The organism is Streptomyces sp. LZ34, from assembly GCF_053890475.1.
The window spans coordinates 3,446,665-3,464,414 of sequence record NZ_CM132680.1; the positions used below are offsets into that span (position 1 = coordinate 3,446,665).

Consider the following 17,750-nt stretch of genomic DNA (forward strand, 5'->3'; position numbering starts at 1 on the left):
CGCGTGGGAGCTAAGCCGCCTTGGGTTGTGCCGCACGCATGCCCGGGGCGGGCGCCTGTACCTCCTCGAGCAGGAAGGCCTCGTCTTCCCCGAAGTCCGGGGCCTGGAAGGGGTTTGTCGTCGGCGGCGGCGATGCTGGAGTGGCACAGCGGGGTTGCCCTTCCAGGGCGGAGAACAGCGACGTCAGTTCGATGAGAGGTCTCGCTTTCGTTACAGATCCTTGGCCTGGCGTGCCGTGACCGGGCACAGCGGTCCTACAGCCTGATCATTTTGGCGTACGGGCTCAAGATCCGCATTTGCCCCGAACTGAAATCCACGAGCGCTGCGATTCCATCCTCGATGCCGATCACCCGGCCGAGGCCGTACACGTCGTGTGTGACCTGGTCGCCCACGGCGAAGTGCTTGGGAGCCGGCGTGACCGGGGCCTTGAAGGGGCTGGTGGGCAAATGACGCTTCGGTGCAGCAGGCTTTGTCATTGCCCCTAGTATGCGCCTAAGAACTGCGCTGGTGGGCGCCTCGCTGATTGTTGGACTCCACTCCAGCAAGAGCTGAGCCTGCCGACCGGCCAGCAGACGCCCGTATCCTTCGTGGTGTCTACGGCGTCACATAGCGGGCGCCAAACACTGGAGGCAATACCTCGTGCTGATTGCTCAGCGTCCGTCACTGACCGAAGAGGTCGTCGACGAGTTCCGCTCCCGGTTCGTGATCGAGCCGCTGGAGCCGGGCTTCGGCTACACCCTCGGCAACTCCCTCCGCCGCACCCTCCTGTCGTCGATCCCCGGCGCTGCTGTCACCAGCATCCGCGTCGACGGCATCCTGCACGAGTTCACCACCGTGCCGGGCGTCAAGGAGGACGTCACCGACCTCATCCTCAACATCAAGCAGCTGGTCGTCTCCTCGGAGCACGACGAGCCGGTCGTGATGTACCTGCGCAAGCACGGCCCCGACCTGGTCACCGCCGCCGACATCGCGCCCCCGGCCGGTGTCGAGGTGCACAACCCCGACCTCGTCCTCGCCACGCTCAACGGCAAGGGCAAGCTGGAGATGGAGCTGACCGTCGAGCGCGGTCGCGGCTATGTCTCCGCCGTCCAGAACAAGCAGGTGGGCCAGGAGATCGGCCGGATCCCGGTCGACTCGATCTACTCGCCGGTTCTGAAGGTCACCTACAAGGTCGAGGCGACCCGTGTCGAGCAGCGCACCGACTTCGACAAACTGATCGTCGACGTCGAGACCAAGCAGGCCATGCGTCCGCGTGACGCCATGGCGTCCGCCGGCAAGACCCTGGTCGAGCTGTTCGGTCTCGCCCGCGAGCTGAACATCGACGCCGAGGGCATCGACATGGGCCCGTCCCCCACGGACGCCGCCCTGGCCGCCGACCTCGCGCTGCCGATCGAGGAGCTGGAACTCACCGTCCGCTCCTACAACTGCCTCAAGCGTGAGGGCGTCCACTCGGTGGGTGAGCTCCTGGCGCGCTCCGAGGCCGACCTGCTCGACATCCGCAACTTTGGCGCGAAGTCGATCGACGAGGTCAAGGCGAAGCTGGCCGGCCTGGGCTTGGCACTCAAGGACAGCCCGCCCGGATTCGACCCGACCGCCGCTGCCTTCGACGCGGACGACAACGCGAGCACGGGTTTCATGGAGACCGAGCAGTACTGAACGCTGCAACGCTCGGCCTGCATGGCATCCGTGCTTGGCACGAGGTGCGGCGGGCGCTTCAGGCGGGTCCAGGTGATCGCGCCGAGGAGCATGCCTCGCCGATGGTTGGTGCCGCCGCTGTAGTTGTGCGGGAATCGCGAGGCACACGGGGGTCATCTCTCGTCCGATCGCGGACCACATCGGCCCGGGGTGCGAGTACGAATCAATCCGAGAACCTGACCACCGTCGGGAGTTGAGATGCGCCGGCGGTGGTCTGGCGACTGGTTCGGTAGCGGCCCGGGGTCGTTCCGATGATGTTGGTGAACGCTGCGATGAAGCCGCTGGGGTTGGCCCATCCGCAGGCGTAGGCGGTTTGGGTGGTGTCGTGGCCGTCGGCGAGGAGCACGAGTGCGTGGTAGATGCGTAGCTGCGTGCGCCATTCATAGAAGGTCATGCCGAGTTCGTTGCGGAGCAGTCGGCTGAGGGTGCGGGTGCTGGCTCCGATCGTCTTCCCGAGTTCGGCGAGTGTGGTGTTGTCTGCCGGCTTCTCGTACAGCATCCGGGCAATTGCTTGCAGTCGGTCGTCCCGTGGCTCCGGCAGGTGCAGTGGCTGTTCGTGTGCTTCGCGGAGTTCATCGACGAGGACTCGAAGGAGGCGAGAGCGCGCGGAGCGGCTGTAGTCAGGCGCGGCGTCGTCGTAGTTGCGGGGGCCGGTCAGGGCGAGCAGGACCTCGCGGGCGAGGTCGGAGGCCAGGAACACGGCGGGATGGTCTGGTATGAGCCGGGCGAGGGGTGGCGCGAGAAAGACGATCCGCATGTCGGTGTCGCCGTGGGCGCGGTGGTAGTGCGTGAACTCGGCAGGGGTCCAGGCGACCCGGTTGGCGGGAACGATCGACGTGCCGCGCTCGGTGTGAACTGTCAAGACGCCGCTGGCTGCGTATACCAGGTGTCCCCGTGCGTGCGACTGCGCTGCGCTTGTTTCGCCGGATGGCCAGAGGTGGCGCCCGCCAGACGGCCACATATGTGACGTCACACCGGTGATCCGGCGAGGTTGGCGGCGAACAGGCATCAGTTGGCATTCTACCGGTAGCAAGCCACACCTTGATCTGGTGACACTGACTCCATGCGGAGTGGTCTTCAGTCGCGCAGAGCGCCCGAGCGAACCACATGTCATCGAGGCAGCGTGCCTCGATGCCGCGGCTTGAGAGAGGGAGATACGCATGGCGACGTTCGTTCTTGTGCCCGGCGGCTGGAAGGGCTCCTGGTCGTTCGAGGCGGTGGTTCCGCTGCTGGAGCGTGCCGGTCATGCCGTTCACGCCCTGACCCTGACCGGTCTGCGGCCGGACGACGACAACGCGACGGTGGCGACCGCCAACCTCGACACGCACGCCGAGGACGTATTGCGGCTCCTCGATCGCGCCCACCTCACCAACGCGACGCTGGTCGGCCACAGCTACGGCGGGATGGTGACCGCCGCCGCGGCCGATCGCGCCGGCGGGCGGATCTCACGGCTGGTGCAGCTCGACGCCTACGTGCCGCGCGACGGCGAGTCGTGCTGGTCGTCAACGAACGAGCGCTTCCGGGAAGTGTTCGCTGCCGGCGCTGCGGCCACCGGCTACGCCGTCCGGCCGCCGGACGGCGGCGATCCCCGCCGCCGTCCCCATCCCCTCGCCTCGTTCCTGCAAACGATCCGGCTCACAGGCACGCTCGCCCAGGTTCCCCGTCGGGAGTTCATCTACTGCTCGGGGTGGGAAGACCGGACGCCGTTCGCTGAACTCCGCACCCGACTCCAAGCCGATCCCGAGTGGCAGGTCCACGACCTCCCAACCGGCCACGACGCAATGCATGAGGCCCCGGAGGCGGTCGCTGCACTACTGCTCGGCGAATGCATCGCGGATGCATCGACGCTCAGACGACACGCTTGCCATTGAGGGCCACACAAGCCCAGTTCATCCGGCCTCCAATCATTCACGCCGATCAAGCTTCTCCGTGCGTAGCCGACCGGCGGCCATACCGCTGGGACCGTGCCATTCCTCGTCCCAGCCGTACGAGACCAGAGGGTGCGGGGAAGCCGAAGAAGCCGAAGAGGCAGCCGGAGACCGCGGGGACGGTGGCCGCCCGCACGGGCGGAGGGCGCCCGGGTTACCCGGAAACCCCTCCGCCCATGCCTGCTGCTAGCGGCGCAGGGCGGCCAGGTTGCGGTAGCCGATCGCCGCGTGTTCCAGGGACTGGCCCGGGTTGGTGGTGCTCGGCGCGTTGTCCTGCTCGACCATCGGGTTGTGGTAGTTGCGGTGGCCCACGCGGGAGAAGAACGTGGTGTAGTCGATGACGCCGGTGCCGAACGGGACCATGTCGTAGCCCATCCCGTTGGTGGTGTTGACGACGCCGTCCTTGGCGTGGAACAGCGGGTAGCGCTTGTTGTGGCGGGTGACGAGGCCGGCCGGGTCGAAGACGTCCGTCTGCGTGGAGCCGTCGTGGGCGGTGTAGGTGCGGAACTTGTACTGGGCGACATGCGCCCAGAAGACGTCCATCTCCAGCCAGATCAGCTTGGGGTCGGTGATGGACAGGAAGTACTCCAGCTTGCGGATGCCGGAGCTGCGGGTGGGGCGGCCCTGGTCGTCCAGCGGGCCGCCGTCGAGGAGGAAGCCGTAGGCCGCGTCGTGGTTGTGCGTGTAGAGCTTGAGGCCGGCGCGGCGGGCGATCGCGCCGAGGGCGTGCCACTTGTCGGCGGCCACGTCCCAGTCGGCCTGGTAGGAACTTCCGGTGGGGTCGCCACCGGTGCCCATGTGGGCCAGGCCGAGGATGTTCGCGATCTCCACATGCTTCTTGAAGGTGTCCAGGTCGGCGCTGGTCAGGGGCCAGGAGCCGGGGATGAAGCCGTGGTTGCCCTGGGCGCGCAGCCCGTTGTCGTCCAGCCAGCGGCGCAGCAGCTTGGCGCCCTCGACGGACTCCAGGCTCGCGCCGCCGGGTGCGTTGGCGTGCTGGCCGTAGCCGGCGAACTCGACCTGGCGGTAGCCGAAGCGGGCGAGCTGTTCGAAGACGGCGCGGAAGCCGGACGGGAGGGAGGTGGAGAGCGGGTCGCGGCCGATGGCGTCGCGGACCGTGTAGAGGATGATGCCGCGCTTGTCCTCGGGGACGAGCGCGTGCCCTCTGCCGGTGTCGGCGGAGCGGGGTGCGGCCTGCACGGGGCTCGCGCCGAGGACGGGCGCGGCGATCGCCCCGGCGGTGACGGCGGTGCAGGTGCTCAGGAAGCGGCGGCGGCCGATGCCGAGGCTGTGGCGCAGCTGGTTGTCGGTGTCAGGCGTGTGGTCCACGGGTGCCTTCTTTCGTTTCGTATGGGGCGTCGGTGCCGAGGCCGGCGAGGTGGAGCAGCAGGGACTTCACGTCGGTGGCCGCGATGCGGTCGCCGACGGCGCGGGGGGTGGAGCACAGCAGGAGCGGACCGTCGTCGTCGCTCGTGGGCAGGCGGCCGTGGCTGCCTCGGATCGGTGCGGGGTCGAGGGGGACGACCGCCATGCGGTAGCGCATCCCGAGCTTCTTGCGGGCGAGCGCGGTGGCGGCCTTGACCTTCACATAGGGGTCGAGCGGGTCCATGAACAGCTCGACCGGGTCGTAGCCGGGCTTGCGGTGGATCTCGACCAGGCGCGCGAAGTCGGGCGCGCGGGCGTCGTCGAGCCAGTAGTAGTACGTGAACCAGGCGTCCGGTTCCGCGACGGCGACCAGTTCGCCGGAGCGCGGATGGTCGAGGTGGTGGGCCTTCTTGCCCTCGTCGTCGAGGAGCCGCTCGATGCCGGGCAGTCCGTCGAGGGCGGCACGGGTGGCGGCCATGTCCTCGGGGCGACGGACGTACACATGGGCGATCTGGTGGTCGGCGACGGCGAAGGCGCGCGACGCCATCGGGTCGAGGTACTCCATGCCCTCCTGGGTATGCACCTCCAGCAGGCCGGCGCGGCGCAGGGCGCGGTTGATGTCGACGGGCCGGCTCACGCGGGTGATGCCGTACTCGGACAGCGCGACGACCGTACGGCCCTCCGCGCGGGCGTCGTCCAGCAGCGGGGCCATGACCGCGTCCAGGTCGGCGGCCGCCTTGAGGGAGCGGGGGTCGTCGGGGCCGTAACGCTGGAGGTCGTAGTCGAGGTGCGGGAGGTAGCAGAGCGCCAGGTCGGGTCGGCGGGTGCGGAGGATGTGGCGGGTGGCGTCGATGATCCACCGGCTGGAGACCAGATCGGCTCCGGGTCCCCAGAAGTGGAAGAGCGGGAACGTGCCGAATTTTTCCGTGAGTTCGTCGTGCAGGGCGGGCGGCCGGGTGTAGCAGTCCGGTTCCTTGCGGCCGTCGGCGTAGTAGACGGGGCGCGGGGTCACGGTGAGGTCGGTGTCGGCGCCCATGGCGTACCACCAGCAGATGTTGGCGACCGTGTAGCCGGGGTGGGCGCGGCGGGCCGCGTCCCACAGCTTGTCCCCGGCGACCAGGCCGTTGTGCTGTCGCCACAGCAGGACGTCGCCGAGCTCGCGGAAGTACCAGCCGTTGGCGACGATGCCGTGTTCGGAGGGCAGGGTGCCGGTGAGGAAGGTGGACTGGGCGGCGCAGGTGACGGCGGGCAGAACGGTGCCGAGGTGGGCCCGGGAGCCGGCTTCGGCGAGGGCCTTGAGGCGGGGCATGTGGGCGAGGAGCCGGGGGGTGAGTCCGACCACGTCGAGGACGAGGAGCGGGGTGGGGCGGCCGTCCGGCCCGGTCATGGCAGCTCCTTCAGGCCGAGGTCGGTCAGCGCGTCGCGGGCGAGGGCGAGTTCGGCGGCTATGCCGTCGGCGAGCCGGTCCCGGCCGCGGGGCCGCAGGTCGGGCGGGAGCGTCTGCCAGGTGTAGGTCTCGACCTCCAGGTGGCGGGTCATCGGGTGCGGGCCGCCGACGAGGCGGGCCAGGGCGGCCCGCAGGACCGGGAGTGTGGAGGTGAGAGGTGCGGCGGGGGCCGCGTGCAGCGGGACGTGGAAGTGGGCCCGCCAGGGGGCGGTGGCGGGCAGGGCCGAACCGCCTAGGGCCTCGTCGAGGTCGTCGGTGCCGCGCAGGCCGGTCGGGGTGAGCGTGCGGGTCTGGTGCAGGAAGCGGGGTTCGGCGAAGGCGGCGAGGGCCGCGCGGACCTCCGGCCGGTCGGGGTGTTCGGCGTGCAGGGCGGCCGACAGCTGGGACTTGACGACGGGGACGCGGGCGGTGGCGAGCGCGTCCAGGGCCGCCGTCGGGTCCTCGAAGGAGGTGGCGAGATGGCAGGTGTCGACACAGACACCGATGCGGGGGTGGCCGACGGCGGTGAGCGGGGCGAGTGCGTCGCCGGTGGTCTCCACGGTGCAGCCGGGCTCCGGTTCCAGGCCCACCCGCACGCTCCGGCCGGTCAGTTCCGCCAGGGCGTCCAGGCGCTCCGCGAGGGTCGACAGCGCCCGCTGCCCCGCGCGGGCGCGGTCGGCGCTCCACGTGGTGCGCCAGCCGAGCGGCAGGGTGGAGATGCTGCCCTCGGTGACATCGTCGGGCAGCAGGCCGGTGAGGATCCGGGCCAGTGCGGTGGTGTACTCCAGTCGCTCGGGATCGGCCCAGTCCGGCTTGTACACGCGGTACTTGACCTCGGCGGCGCCGAAGCCCTCGTACGGGAAGCCGTTGAGGGTGACGACCTCCAGGCCGCCCCGGTCGAGTTCGCGGCGCAGGGCGCGCAGCGCGGACGGGTCGGTGTCGAGGGCGCGGGCGGCGTCGCGGGCGAGCCAGAGGCCGATGCCGAGGCGGTCGCGGCCGAGGCGGCGGCGGACGGGTGCGCAGTGGTCGCGGAGCTGGGCGAGGACGCCGTCGAGGGTCTCGGCGGGGTGCACGTTGGTGCAGTAGGCGAGGTGGACGGTGGTGCCGTCCGGGTGGCGGAAGCGCATCGCTCACTCCCCTCCGCGCAGCAGGGAGTTGCCCTGGTGGGTGGCGTCCGGCACGGTGACCTCGAGTTCCAGGCGGCCGCTGAGCCCGTAGAAGGCGACGGGGTTGCGCCACAGCACCCGGTCGACGTCGTCCTCGGTGAAGCCCTCTGTGAGCATCAGGTCGGCCACCCGCCGGGTCTTCAGCGGATCGCTTCTGCCCCAGTCGGCGGCGGAGTTCACCAGGACCTTCTCCGGCCCGTACGCGCGCAGGATCGCCACCATGCGGCGCTCGTCCATCTTGGTGTCGGGGTAGACGGAGAAGCCCAGCCAGCAGCCGCTGTCCTTGGCCTCCTTGACCGTCGTCTCGTTGAGGTGGTCCATCAGCACCCGGTCCATGGGCAGTGCGGACTCACAGACGACGTCGAGGGTGCGGCGCAGGCCGGTGAGCTTGTCGCGGTGCGGGGTGTGCACGAGCGCGGGCAGGCCGTGGTCGGCGGCGAGCTGGAGCTGTGCGGCGAGGGCGGTGTCCTCGGCGGGGGTCATGGAGTCGTAGCCGATCTCGCCGACGGCCACGACCTGGTCCTTGACGAGGTAGCGGGGCAACGCGTCGAGGACGGGGACGCAGCGGGGGTCGTTCGCCTCCTTGGGGTTGAGGGCGAGCGTGCAGTGGTGGGCGATGCCGTACTGGGCGGCGCGGAAGGGCTCCCAGCCGAGCAGGGAGTCGAAGTAGTCGAGGAAGGAGGCGGGCGAGGTGCGGGGCTGGCCGAGCCAGAACGACGGCTCGACCACGGCGCGGATCCCGGCGGTGCGCATGGCCGCGTAGTCGTCGGTGGTGCGGGAGGTCATGTGGATGTGGGGGTCGAACAGGCGCATCAGGACTCCTTTCCGTGCGGGTCTTCGGTGGCCAGGGCCAGGACGCGGTGCAGGTCGGCGGGCACGGGCCGGTCGGCGGCGGTGCGCTCGGCCGCGTAGTCGGCGAGCATGCGGGCGAGTTCGGCGTCGCCGCGTCCGCGCGCCGTGAGGCCGGCCACCGCGTCCACGGGGACACCGGTGAACAGGCACTTCAGTACGGCGTGCCGCCAGCTGTGGGCGTCGAGGTGGCGGGCCGCGTAGGGGCCGAGGGCGGCGCCGAGGAGCCGGGTGTCGTTGGTGCGCAGGGCGTCCTCGACCAGGGGAACCGCGTCGGGGCCGGGCACGAGGTGCGGCAGGGCGGACAGGACGGCGCGGCGTTCGGCGGCCGTGCCCTGGTGGTAGACGCGGGCGAGGGCGGCGGGGTCGGCGCGGGCCGCGTACAGGATGAGGACGCGGGCGGCGTCGGCGTGCCGGCTGCCGCAGCGGCGGCCGGCCTCGGCCACGCGCAGCTCCCACGCGGAGGCCGACCCGTGCCCGCCGGGGTGTGCGGCGGCCTCGTCCAGGGCCTGCCGGAGCCAGGCGCGGGCGGCCGGATCGAGGTGGGTGTCGAGGTGGTCGCGGAGGGCGCCCGGGATGGTGTCCGGGCCTGTTCCCGTGGCGGGCGAGTGGGTCATGGGGTGCTCCCTTCCGGCACGGCGGCCGGGGCGGCGGTGGCCGCGCGGCGGAGGAACGGCAGAGAGGTCCCGGCGTGGTGGGGGCCGGCATGGGAGTGGCGGGGCAGCTCGACGACGGTCAGGCCCCGGTAGCCGGTCGCGGCGAGCGCCTCGAGGACGGGCGGGAAGTCGATCTCGCCCTCCCCGAACGGGAGGTGGTCGTGGACGCCGCGCCGCATGTCCTCGATCTGGACGTGCCGCAGCCAGGGCGCGGCGGCGCGCACACAGTCGGCGGGCGGCAGGGGTTCGAGGCACTGGCAGTGGCCGATGTCGAGGGTGAGGCCCAGCGCGGGAGGGTCGCCGAGGAGGCGGCGGAGGTGGTGGAAGCCGGCGAGGTCGGCGAGGAGGTGGCCGGGTTCGGGTTCGATGGCGAGCGGGATCCCGGCGGTGGTGGCGGCTTCCAGGACCGGGGTGAGGGATGCGGTGAGCCGCTGCCAGGCGGTGGCGGCGTCGCCGGCGGGCGGAACGGTTCCGCTGAAGCAGTGCACGGCGTGCGCGCCGAGGTCGGCGGCCACCCGGACCGCGCGCAGGAGGAGGTCCACGCGGCGGGCGCGGGCTTCCGGGTCCGGGTCGAGGAGCGAGGGGCCGTGCTTGCGGCGGGGGTCGAGGACGTAGCGGGCGCCGGTTTCCACGGTGACGTCGAGTCCGAGGGCGGCCAGGCGGTGGGCGACCCGCCGGGTACGGGCGGCGAGGTCGGGGGCGAGCGGGTCGAGGTGCATGTGGTCGAGGGTCAGGCCGACGCCGTCGTAGCCGAGGTCGGCGAGGAGAGCGAGGGCGTCGTCCAGGCGGAGGTCGGCGAGGCCGTTGGTGCCGTAGCCGAACCGGAGGGCTGTCCCCTGGGAGGTCATGTGACGCTCACCCGCCTGGAGAACCGCCGGGCCAGTGTGGTGAGGGCGGCCGTGCCCAGCGCGGTGGCGCCGGCTCCGGCGCGGGCGGCGAGGGCCGCCTGAAGCGGGATGGTGGCGCGGATGCCGGCCCCTACGGCGCGCTGGGTGAGCGGGGGTGAGGGATTGAGGGCGGCCTCGAGGTAGGGGCGGGCCGTGGCGGTGGCGTAGCTGAGGGCGAGGGCGGCGGTGAGGAAGGCGGGCGGCCGGTTGCTGCCCGGGGTGCCATAGGGAGTGGGCCGAGGAGCGGCGTCCGGTGCGGTCGGTCGCAAGGCGCCGGAAGGTCCTCGGGTGGGGTATCCCCTGCTCGAGCGAAGCCGAGAGCTTGGGGAATCGGCTACCAGGGCATGTCGGCGACGCCGCTCCCGCTCGCGCCCCGGGTCGTTCGACAACAGCCGGGTGAGGGTGGCCGTGGCGGCCAGCGCCGCGAGCGGGGCCAGAGGTGTGCCGTCGCGGGTCTCCTGGCGGGAGACGGCGGTGACCGCGAGGGTGTGGGTGGAGAGCAGGGCCGCCGAGGGCAGGGCCGGGCGGACGTGGCCGGCGGTGGCCGCGGCGCCGAGGAGCAGGTCGAGGCCGCGGGCGACGGCCATGGCGCCGGGCCCGGCGGGCGTGCGCTTCAGGACCAGGTCGTACGACCAGACGGTGGCCGCCAGCGGCACCGCGACCGCCAGCGCCGGGCGCCCCGCGCGGGCGGCCAGGGCGAGGCCCGCGGCCGTGAGGGCGCAGGCCGCGGCGAGGGCGGCGGCGGGACGGACCCGGCCGGACGGGAGCGGGCGGTGCGGGCGTTCGACGGCGTCCTCCGCACGGTCCGCCCAGTCGTTGAGGGCCATCCCGGCCTCGTACAGGCACAGGGAACAGCCGATGGCGAGCGCGGTACGGCGGTCGGGGCGGGCGGCGACGGCGGCGGCTCCGGCCAGCCCGTCACCGGGGACGGTGAACAGGGCGGGCAGGCGCAGCAGTTCGGCCCAGGCGCGCAGTCGGTTCACTCGCCCTCCCCCAGCCCTCGGGCGAACCGCACCAGTTCCGCGTACTGCTCCCCCAGCGCCGATGGCGCGTCGCCGACCGGATCCTTGAAGAAGAAGGCCAGTTCGGCGAGAGGGCCGCGCAGACCGGTCTCGTGGGCGCGGGCGACGAGCCGGGCCAGGTCGAGGACCAGGGGCGCGGCGAGTGCCGAGTCGCAGCCCTGCCAGATGGTCTGGAGGACCATGCGGGTGCCGAGGAAGCCGTCGAAGGCCACGTGGTCCCAGGCGGTCTTCCAGTCGCCGAGCGCGGGCACGTCGTCGATGTGGACCTCGCCCTCGGGGGTGGTGCCGAGGGTGTCCGCGAGGACGCGTTCCTTGCCGGCGTTCTTCGCCGCCGCGGCGGCCGGGTCGGCGAGGGAGGCGCCGTCGCCCCCGCCGAGGAGGTTGGTGCCGGACCAGGCCCGGACGTCCAGCGCCCGCTGGGCGAACATGGGGCCGAGAACGGAGCGCAGCAGGGTCTGTCCCGTCTTGCCGTCGCGGCCCGCGTACGGCAGTCCGCTGGACGCGGCGAGCGGGGCGAGCGCCGGGTGGTGCAGGCCCGTGGACGGGGTGAAGTTGACGTAGGGGCAGCCGGTGCGCAGGGCGGCGGCCGCGTAGAGCGAGCTGGGCGGGAGAGGGGGTCCTGGTGGCGGGGCCGGTTCGGTGGAGGCGACGTTCACGACCACCGCGCGCTCCAGGCCGTGCCGTCGTACGAAGTCCTGGAGGTCGGCGGCGAAGGCGGCGATCAGTGCTTCCTCGTCCCGGGTGTCGCCGGGGAGCGGGCCGCCTGGCCTGATCTCCTCGTCGGCTGCGGCGAGTTCGGCCGCGACGGCGGCGGGGAGGCCGGGCGGGAGGACGCCGCCCGCGGCCAGTTGCTCGGCACGTTTGGGCAGGGGGCAGTCCGTGGTGTCGTGGCCGCCGAAGACCAGGGAGGACAGGGCGGGCAGGCCGCTGCCGGCGAAGGCGGGCGCCTCGGTGACCAGGCCGGTCGGCGGGCGCAGCCCCGCGGTCACGGCGGCGCATCCGGCGACGACGGTGGTGGCGACGGAGCCGCGGGCCCCGACCAGCCAGACGCCGGTACGAGAGGGACGGGAGAGGGACGCGGACATGGGCAGCCTCCTTGTCCCGGGCACGAACTCCCGGAAGGTGTGTGGGGTGGTGACGGCGGGCGGGAGTCCGGCGTCTCCCGCCCGCCGCCGTTCAGTGGCCCTTGGCGGGCAGTTCCTTGCTCCGGACGTCGCGGAAGGACACTTCGGATCTAGCCGGTCGTGAAGGTGAAGTCGTCGATCTCATAGAGGTCACCGCTGCCGCCCTTGAAGACGAGGTAGAGCGTGGTGGTGCCGCGCGGTGCGCCGGACAGGTCGGCGGTGACGTCCTGGTAGGTCTCCCAGCCGCCGGTCACGGGCACGGTGGCCTTGCCGAGCAGGGTGCCGTTGGCCGAGCCGGCGCGGACCTCCAGGGTTCCGCCCGTACCGCCGGAGGCGACGCGCGCGGTGATCTTCTTGGCATCGCTCAGGACGTACGGCTTGAAGGCGATCCAGTCGCCGTTGTCGATGTCGCCGACCGCCTTGGCGCCATTGGCGGTGTCGTGGGCGACGACCGACACGCCGGAGTTGGTGCCGAAGTGCTCGGCCTGGCGGTGGCGGGGCTGCAGCACGCTCTGGTCGTGCGAGGTGAGCGGGGCCTGGCCGCCGCCTCCGGCGTCGGTGTACTCGGCGTCCAGGACGCCGAAGATGTTGGCGTCCTCGTCGTGGCCGCCGTCGGCGCTGGACTGGATGGTGCCGGAGCAGCCGTTGGCCGAGGTGAGCGGGTGGCCGTGGGTGTCATGGCCGAGGATCAGAGTGACCTTGACCTTGGAGCAGTCGATCGCCCGGCCGTCCTCGGGGTCGGTGACCGTCACCTTGAACGGGACGTCGTCACCGAAGCTGAACAGCTGCCCGTCCTTGGGTGTGTTGAGGACGACCTTGGGTGCGGTGTTGCCGACGACGATCTGCACACTGGCGCTGCCGGTGCGGCCGGAGGGGTCCTTGGCGGTGACGGTGGCGGTGTAGGTGCCGTTCTTCTTGTACTTGTGGGCCGGGTTGGCGGCCGTGGAGGTGGTGCCGTCGCCGAAGTCCCAGCTGTACGTGAGGGTGTCACCGTCCTGGTCGGTCGTGCCCGCCGAGGAGAACTGGACCTTCATCGGGGCGTGGCCGGAGGTGCGGTCCGCGGCGGCCTGTGGCGACGGGGAGTGGCCGTCGGTCGCGTTCTCGATGCGGTACAGCCCCGAGTGCTCGTCGCCGCCGAACCAGGCGGTGCCGTAGTCGAGGACGTACAGCGCCCCGTCCGGGCCGAAGGCCATGTCCATCACCTGGGTACCGCTCCAGGGGATGTCGTTGATCGCCTGCACCTTGCCGTCGGCGTCGCTGGAGACGCGCTTGATCCAGCGGCGGCCGAACTCACCGGCGAAGAAGTCGCCGTCGTAGGCCTCGGGGAACTTCACGGGCGAGTCGAGGGAAGGGTCGTAGTGGTAGACCGGGCCGCCCATCGGGGACTCGGAGCCGTCGCCGAACTCCGGCACGGACGGGCCGTTGTACGGGATCCAGGCGGCCTGCGCCGGGGGCAGGTCGGTCAGGCCGGTGTTGTGCGGCGAGGTGTTCTTCGGGGCGGAGCAGTCGAAGGCGGCGCCGGAGTCGCGGGTGGCGAAGTCGAAGTCGACGTAGGCCTCGTTGACGCCGGTGCAGTACGGCCAGCCGAAGTTGCCGGGGCCGGTGACGCGGGCGAACTCGACCTGTCCGGCCGGGCCGCGCTTCGGGTCGGCGGCGCCGGCGTCGGGGCCGTAGTCGCCGACGTAGAGGATGCCGGTCTTCTTGTCGACGCTGAACCGGAACGGGTTGCGGAAGCCCATCGCGTAGATCTCGGGCCGCGTCTTGTCGGTGCCGGGCGGGAAGAGGTTGCCGTCGGGGATGGCGTAGGAGCCGTCGGCCCCGACCTTGATGCGCAGGATCTTGCCGCGCAGGTCGTTGGTGTTGCCCGCGCTGCGCCGGGCGTCGAAGCCGGGGTTACGGTTCGCGCGTTCGTCGATCGGGGTGTAGCCGTCCGACTGGAAGGGGTTGGTGTCGTCGCCGGTCGACAGGTACAGGTTGCCGGCCGCGTCGAAGTCGATGTCGCCGCCGACGTGGCAGCACAGGCCGCGCGTGGCGGGGATGTCGAGGATCTGCTTCTCGCTGGCGGTGTCGAGGGTGCCGTCGGTCTTCAGCACGAAGCGGGAGAGGCGGTTGACGCCGTCGAAGGGTGCGAAGTCGGCGGCGGTGCCCGTCTCCGGGGCATCGCCCGCCGGGGTGTTCAGCGGGGGCGCGTAGTAGAGGTAGATGAACCGGTTGTCGGTGAAGCCCGGGTCGACGCCGACGCCTTGCAGGCCCTCCTCGTCATGGGAGTAGACGTCGAGCTTGCCCGCGAGCTTGGTGTTGCCCGCGGCGTCGGTCAGGCGCAGTTCGCCGTCGCGGGAGGTGTGCAGGACCGAGCGGTCGGGGAGGACGGCCAGCGACATGGGCTCGCCGACCTCCGCCTCCCCCTTGGCGAGGGTGACCTGCTGGAAGTCCTCGGCCGCGGCGGCCGTCTTCTGACCGGCGACGGCTGCGCCGGCCTGGGGGGTGGTGAGGGTCAGGCCGGCGCCGGCGAGGAGTGCGCCGCTCAGCAGCGCGATCGCCTTGCGCAGACGTGATCTGTGGGTTCGGGTGCGGGTGGTGCGGTCGGTCCCGTGCACGGAATGCCTCCAGTAATGGGGCTGCTTGTACGGTCGGGCTCGTACGCCGGGATGCGCCGTCATCCCGGAGCTGTGTCGACTGGCGCTCTATGCGTCAGCTGGTGAGTGCCGCGTCTGGGTAGGGGGGGTTGGTTCCCCTCGGCAAACGCGTGGGCCGGTGTCAGGGCGTGCTGCGCCCGCGTCCGGCGCGGCGCCGGGCGGGCAGTTCCTCGGGCTGGGCGGGCGTTGGGGGTGCACGGCAGAGCTGAGCGCCGTACTGGTCGAGCGGTCACGGAGGTGAGGTCTGCGGGGACGAGCAGGCTGTGATCGCTTGCGCAGGTGAGAAGAGGTGGTCGCTCAGGCGGGCGAGAAGAGGTGGTCGCTGATCAGCCGGGCCGCGCCGGTCACACCGGCGACGGGGCCCAACTCTCCCAGGACGATGGGTAGATTGCCGGTCGCAAGGGGCAGCGACTGGCGGTAGACCTGGGTGCGGATCGCGGCGAGCAGGGTATGGCCCAGGCCGGTCACCCCGCCGCCGATCACTAACAGGCCGGGGTTGAAGAAGGAGACGAGGCCGGCGACGACCTGGCCGACGCGGGTGCCGCCCTCGCGGATCAGCTCCAGCGCGGTGGCGTCGCCCGCGGTGGCCGCGGCCGCGACATCGACAGCGGTGAGGGTGCCCTTCGCCTCCAGCCGGGCCGCGAGTTCGGTGGACAGGCCCTGTTGGGCCGCCTGCACCGCGTCGCGGGCCAGTGCCGCGCCGCTGAAGTGGGCTTCCAGGCAGCCCCGGTTGCCGCAGGCGCAGGGCCTGCCGCCGGGCACGGCCTGGATATGGCCGACGTCGCCCGCGCTGCCGGTGGTGCCGCGGTAGACGTGACCGCCGACGACGATGCCACAGCCGATGCCGGTGCCGATCTTGACGAAGAGGAAGTCGGCGACGGTGCGGGCGACTCCGGCGTGCTGTTCCCCCATCGCCATGAGGTTCACGTCGTTGTCGACCATGATCGGGCAGCCGAGTTCCTGGCTGAGCACCTCCCGCACGGGGAAGCCGTCCCAGCCCGGCATGATCGGCGGGGCTACCGGCACGCCCTCGGGGAAGCGGACCGGTCCGGGGACGCCGATACCGGCGCCGTCGAAGCCCTCGGCGAGCCCGGTGGCCTTCAACTTTCCGACCATGTCCAGGACTTGCTCGAAGACCGCGACGGGGCCCTCACGGACGTCCGTCGGCTGGTTGAGGTGGCCGAGGACCTCCAGCTCCGCGTTGGTGACGGCGACGTCGACCGACGTCGCGCCGATGTCGACGCCGAGGAACCTCAGGCCCGGATTGAGCCGGATGTTGTGGGAGCGGCGGCCGCCGCGCGAGGCGGCCAGTCCGTCGGCCACCACCAGGCCCGTCTCCAGCAGCCGGTCCACCTCGACGGCCAGCTTGGACCGGGACAGGTCGACCTGGTCCCCCAGCCGGGCACGGGAGTTGGGGCCGCCGTCACGCAACAGCTTGAGCAGACGGGCCTGGTGCGGGTTCGCCGGTCGCGCCGTCATGCGTCTCACGATCCCCTCCCCACCCAGATTCGGCCATCAGCGTCGGGCTTTCGTAGGGAACGTAGCAGCGGCTGCCGAACCTGGGAAGAAGTTGTGCGCGGATTGCCACCAACTTTCTCCACTCACAGGACAAAGATCGGTGCAGCGCCTTGCCGGGGACGCAGGCCGTCTGCCCGGCTCCGGCGTGTGGCCGAGCATTCGGTTCCTTGGGGCGCCATCGCCCCAAGGAACCGATGTCAGCGTCACGGCTTGCGCTGCGGCCCCCGCTTGCGTTCCATCATGTGCCGGCCGAGGGCCTGCCGCTGCTTGAAGGTCCGCCGCAGCTCGGCCCGCAGCCGGTCGTCGGTGCGCGCGGCGAGGCGCTCGTTCTCGCGCAGCAGCTTGCGGTAGCTGTCGAGGCGGCGTTCGGGCAGCGTGCCGCCCTCGACCGCGGCGAGCACCGCGCAGCCCGGCTCGGCCTGGTGTGCGCAGTCGTGGAACCGGCACTCCTCGGCCAGCGCCTCGATCTCGGAGAACGCCTGCGCGACGCCTTCTCCGGCGTCCCACAGCCCGACCCCGCGCACGCCGGGCGTGTCGATGAGGACCCCGCCCCACGGCAGCCGCAGCAGGTCACGGGTGGTCGTGGTGTGCCGCCCCTTGCCGTCGCTGTCCCGGACCTCGTGCACGTTCTGCGCGGCCTCGCCCAGCAGGGCGTTGGCGAGCGTCGACTTGCCCGCACCGGACTGCCCGAGCAGCACCGAGGTGCCCGAGGAGAGCACGGCGCCGAGCACGTCCAGGCCCTCGCCGGTCGCGGAGCTGACGGTCAGCACCTGAACGCCGGGCGCGGCGGTCTCGGCATCCGTCAGGAGGTGACCCAGCACCACGGGGTCGGGCACCAGGTCCGCCTTGGTCAGGACGACCAGCGGCTGGGCGCCGCTCTCCCAGGCCAGCGCCAGGAACCGCTCCAGGCGGCCCAGGTCCAACTCGACGGCGAGGGAGACGGCCACGACGGCGTGGTCGACGTTCGCGGCCAGCACCTGTCCTTCGGAACGCTTGGACGACGTCGACCGCACGAAGGCGGTGCGGCGCGGCAGCAGCGTCTGGACGTACCGCGGGTCGCTGCCTTCAGGGTCGACGGCGGCCCAGTCACCCGTGCACACGACCTTCATCGGGTCGCGGGGGACGACGAACTCGGTGTCGGCGCGCACGCCGCCCTCGGGGGTGACGAGGTCGCACAGACCCCGGTCGACCCGCACGACACGCCCGGGCACCAGGCCCTGTTCGGCGTACGGGGCGAACTCGGCCTGCCATTCTTCGTCCCAGCCGTAAGCGAGGAGAGAAGAGAAATTCAAGGGGAACCCTTCACAAGGGCGGCCCCGGCGGTGCGCACAGCAGGCGCAAGGAAGGTGAAGAGGTCAGCCGGAGACCGCGGAGGTGGAGTGGATGAACTTCCGAATGCGGGCAGCGCCCATCGCGGAGACAGCCATCGGTCACACCTCCTGTTCCTCTTCCTCATACGGCCGAACGCGGTTGAATACGGC

Annotated in this window: 15 protein-coding genes; 2 read left to right on the forward strand and 13 right to left on the reverse strand. The window is 71.7% G+C overall.

The window, feature by feature from the left end; translation table 11 throughout:
- Window positions 1–254: 254 nt before the first annotated feature.
- On the reverse strand, window positions 255–476 hold the full coding sequence (locus ACWY4P_RS13165) for a hypothetical protein (protein WP_456210727.1): 222 nt from the start codon (window positions 474–476) through the stop codon (window positions 255–257).
- Between the two features lie 163 nt (window positions 477–639).
- Here ACWY4P_RS13165 and ACWY4P_RS13170 point away from each other — a divergent pair, with 163 nt between their 5' ends.
- Window positions 640–1,656, forward strand: a complete 1,017-nt coding sequence (locus ACWY4P_RS13170; protein WP_456210728.1) for a DNA-directed RNA polymerase subunit alpha — start codon at window positions 640–642, stop codon at window positions 1,654–1,656.
- A 202-nt stretch (window positions 1,657–1,858) separates the two neighbouring features.
- Here ACWY4P_RS13170 and ACWY4P_RS13175 read toward each other — a convergent pair whose 3' ends face one another.
- Complete coding sequence (locus ACWY4P_RS13175) at window positions 1,859–2,656, reverse strand: AraC family transcriptional regulator (protein WP_456212910.1); 798 nt, start codon at window positions 2,654–2,656, stop codon at window positions 1,859–1,861.
- Window positions 2,657–2,855: 199 nt separating this feature from the next.
- Between ACWY4P_RS13175 and ACWY4P_RS13180 the strand changes: the two genes are divergently transcribed.
- Complete coding sequence (locus tag ACWY4P_RS13180; RefSeq protein ID WP_456210729.1) at window positions 2,856–3,566, forward strand: alpha/beta fold hydrolase; 711 nt, start codon at window positions 2,856–2,858, stop codon at window positions 3,564–3,566.
- 243 nt (window positions 3,567–3,809) lie between these two features.
- On the opposite strand, the gene ACWY4P_RS13185 is transcribed toward ACWY4P_RS13180, so the two are convergent.
- The 11 genes from ACWY4P_RS13185 to rsgA all read right to left on the reverse strand — a co-directional run bounded on the left by ACWY4P_RS13185 (window position 3,810) and on the right by rsgA (window position 17,561).
- Complete coding sequence (locus ACWY4P_RS13185) at window positions 3,810–4,949, reverse strand: sugar phosphate isomerase/epimerase family protein (RefSeq protein ID WP_456210730.1); 1,140 nt, start codon at window positions 4,947–4,949, stop codon at window positions 3,810–3,812.
- A complete protein-coding gene (locus ACWY4P_RS13190) occupies window positions 4,933–6,372 on the reverse strand; it encodes an alkaline phosphatase family protein (protein ID WP_456210731.1) in 1,440 nt (479 codons plus the stop codon). Before ACWY4P_RS13190 ends, ACWY4P_RS13185 begins: the two co-directional genes overlap by 17 nt.
- Window positions 6,369–7,538, reverse strand: coding sequence for a metabolite traffic protein EboE (gene eboE / locus ACWY4P_RS13195; protein WP_456210732.1), 1,170 nt, complete (start codon window positions 7,536–7,538; stop codon window positions 6,369–6,371). Before eboE ends, ACWY4P_RS13190 begins: the two co-directional genes overlap by 4 nt.
- A gap of 3 nt (window positions 7,539–7,541) precedes the next feature.
- A complete protein-coding gene (locus ACWY4P_RS13200; protein ID WP_456210733.1) occupies window positions 7,542–8,390 on the reverse strand; it encodes a TatD family hydrolase in 849 nt (282 codons plus the stop codon).
- Window positions 8,390–9,043, reverse strand: coding sequence for an EboA domain-containing protein (locus ACWY4P_RS13205; protein WP_456210734.1), 654 nt, complete (start codon window positions 9,041–9,043; stop codon window positions 8,390–8,392). The genes ACWY4P_RS13200 and ACWY4P_RS13205 overlap by 1 nt, the downstream gene beginning before the upstream one ends.
- Window positions 9,040–9,930: a sugar phosphate isomerase/epimerase family protein gene (locus ACWY4P_RS13210; protein ID WP_456210735.1), complete on the reverse strand. Its 891-nt coding sequence runs from the start codon at window positions 9,928–9,930 to the stop codon at window positions 9,040–9,042. The genes ACWY4P_RS13205 and ACWY4P_RS13210 overlap by 4 nt, the downstream gene beginning before the upstream one ends.
- Window positions 9,927–10,952, reverse strand: coding sequence for an SCO3242 family prenyltransferase (locus tag ACWY4P_RS13215; RefSeq protein WP_456210736.1), 1,026 nt, complete (start codon window positions 10,950–10,952; stop codon window positions 9,927–9,929). The genes ACWY4P_RS13210 and ACWY4P_RS13215 overlap by 4 nt, the downstream gene beginning before the upstream one ends.
- Window positions 10,949–12,076 (reverse strand): inositol-3-phosphate synthase, encoded by a 1,128-nt coding sequence (locus ACWY4P_RS13220; protein ID WP_456210737.1) that lies wholly within the window; start codon window positions 12,074–12,076, stop codon window positions 10,949–10,951. The genes ACWY4P_RS13215 and ACWY4P_RS13220 overlap by 4 nt, the downstream gene beginning before the upstream one ends.
- A 149-nt stretch (window positions 12,077–12,225) precedes the next feature.
- Window positions 12,226–14,712 carry a PQQ-dependent sugar dehydrogenase gene (locus ACWY4P_RS13225; protein ID WP_456210738.1) on the reverse strand — a complete coding sequence of 829 codons (2,487 nt, stop codon included), beginning with the start codon at window positions 14,710–14,712 and terminating at the stop codon, window positions 12,226–12,228.
- A gap of 336 nt (window positions 14,713–15,048) precedes the next feature.
- Window positions 15,049–16,230, reverse strand: a complete 1,182-nt coding sequence (locus tag ACWY4P_RS13230) for an ROK family protein (RefSeq protein ID WP_456210739.1) — start codon at window positions 16,228–16,230, stop codon at window positions 15,049–15,051.
- A gap of 242 nt (window positions 16,231–16,472) precedes the next feature.
- A complete protein-coding gene (rsgA, locus tag ACWY4P_RS13235; protein WP_456210740.1) occupies window positions 16,473–17,561 on the reverse strand; it encodes a ribosome small subunit-dependent GTPase A in 1,089 nt (362 codons plus the stop codon).
- Between the last annotated feature and the right edge of the window lie 189 nt (window positions 17,562–17,750).

Bases quoted from the DNA above. Each gene is read 5' to 3' on its own strand.
- ACWY4P_RS13180 (WP_456210729.1), top strand. From the start codon at position 2,856: ATGGCGACGTTCGTTCTTGTGCCCGGCGGCTGGAAGGGCTCCTGGTCG.
- ACWY4P_RS13205 (WP_456210734.1), bottom strand. From the start codon at position 9,043: ATGACCCACTCGCCCGCCACGGGAACAGGCCCGGACACCATCCCGGGC.
- eboE (WP_456210732.1), bottom strand. From the start codon at position 7,538: ATGCGCTTCCGCCACCCGGACGGCACCACCGTCCACCTCGCCTACTGC.
- ACWY4P_RS13190 (WP_456210731.1), bottom strand. From the start codon at position 6,372: ATGACCGGGCCGGACGGCCGCCCCACCCCGCTCCTCGTCCTCGACGTG.
- ACWY4P_RS13165 (WP_456210727.1), bottom strand. From the start codon at position 476: ATGACAAAGCCTGCTGCACCGAAGCGTCATTTGCCCACCAGCCCCTTC.
- ACWY4P_RS13175 (WP_456212910.1), bottom strand. From the start codon at position 2,656: ATGTGGCCGTCTGGCGGGCGCCACCTCTGGCCATCCGGCGAAACAAGC.
- ACWY4P_RS13210 (WP_456210735.1), bottom strand. From the start codon at position 9,930: ATGACCTCCCAGGGGACAGCCCTCCGGTTCGGCTACGGCACCAACGGC.
- ACWY4P_RS13220 (WP_456210737.1), bottom strand. From the start codon at position 12,076: ATGTCCGCGTCCCTCTCCCGTCCCTCTCGTACCGGCGTCTGGCTGGTC.
- ACWY4P_RS13230 (WP_456210739.1), bottom strand. From the start codon at position 16,230: ATGACGGCGCGACCGGCGAACCCGCACCAGGCCCGTCTGCTCAAGCTG.
- ACWY4P_RS13200 (WP_456210733.1), bottom strand. From the start codon at position 8,390: ATGCGCCTGTTCGACCCCCACATCCACATGACCTCCCGCACCACCGAC.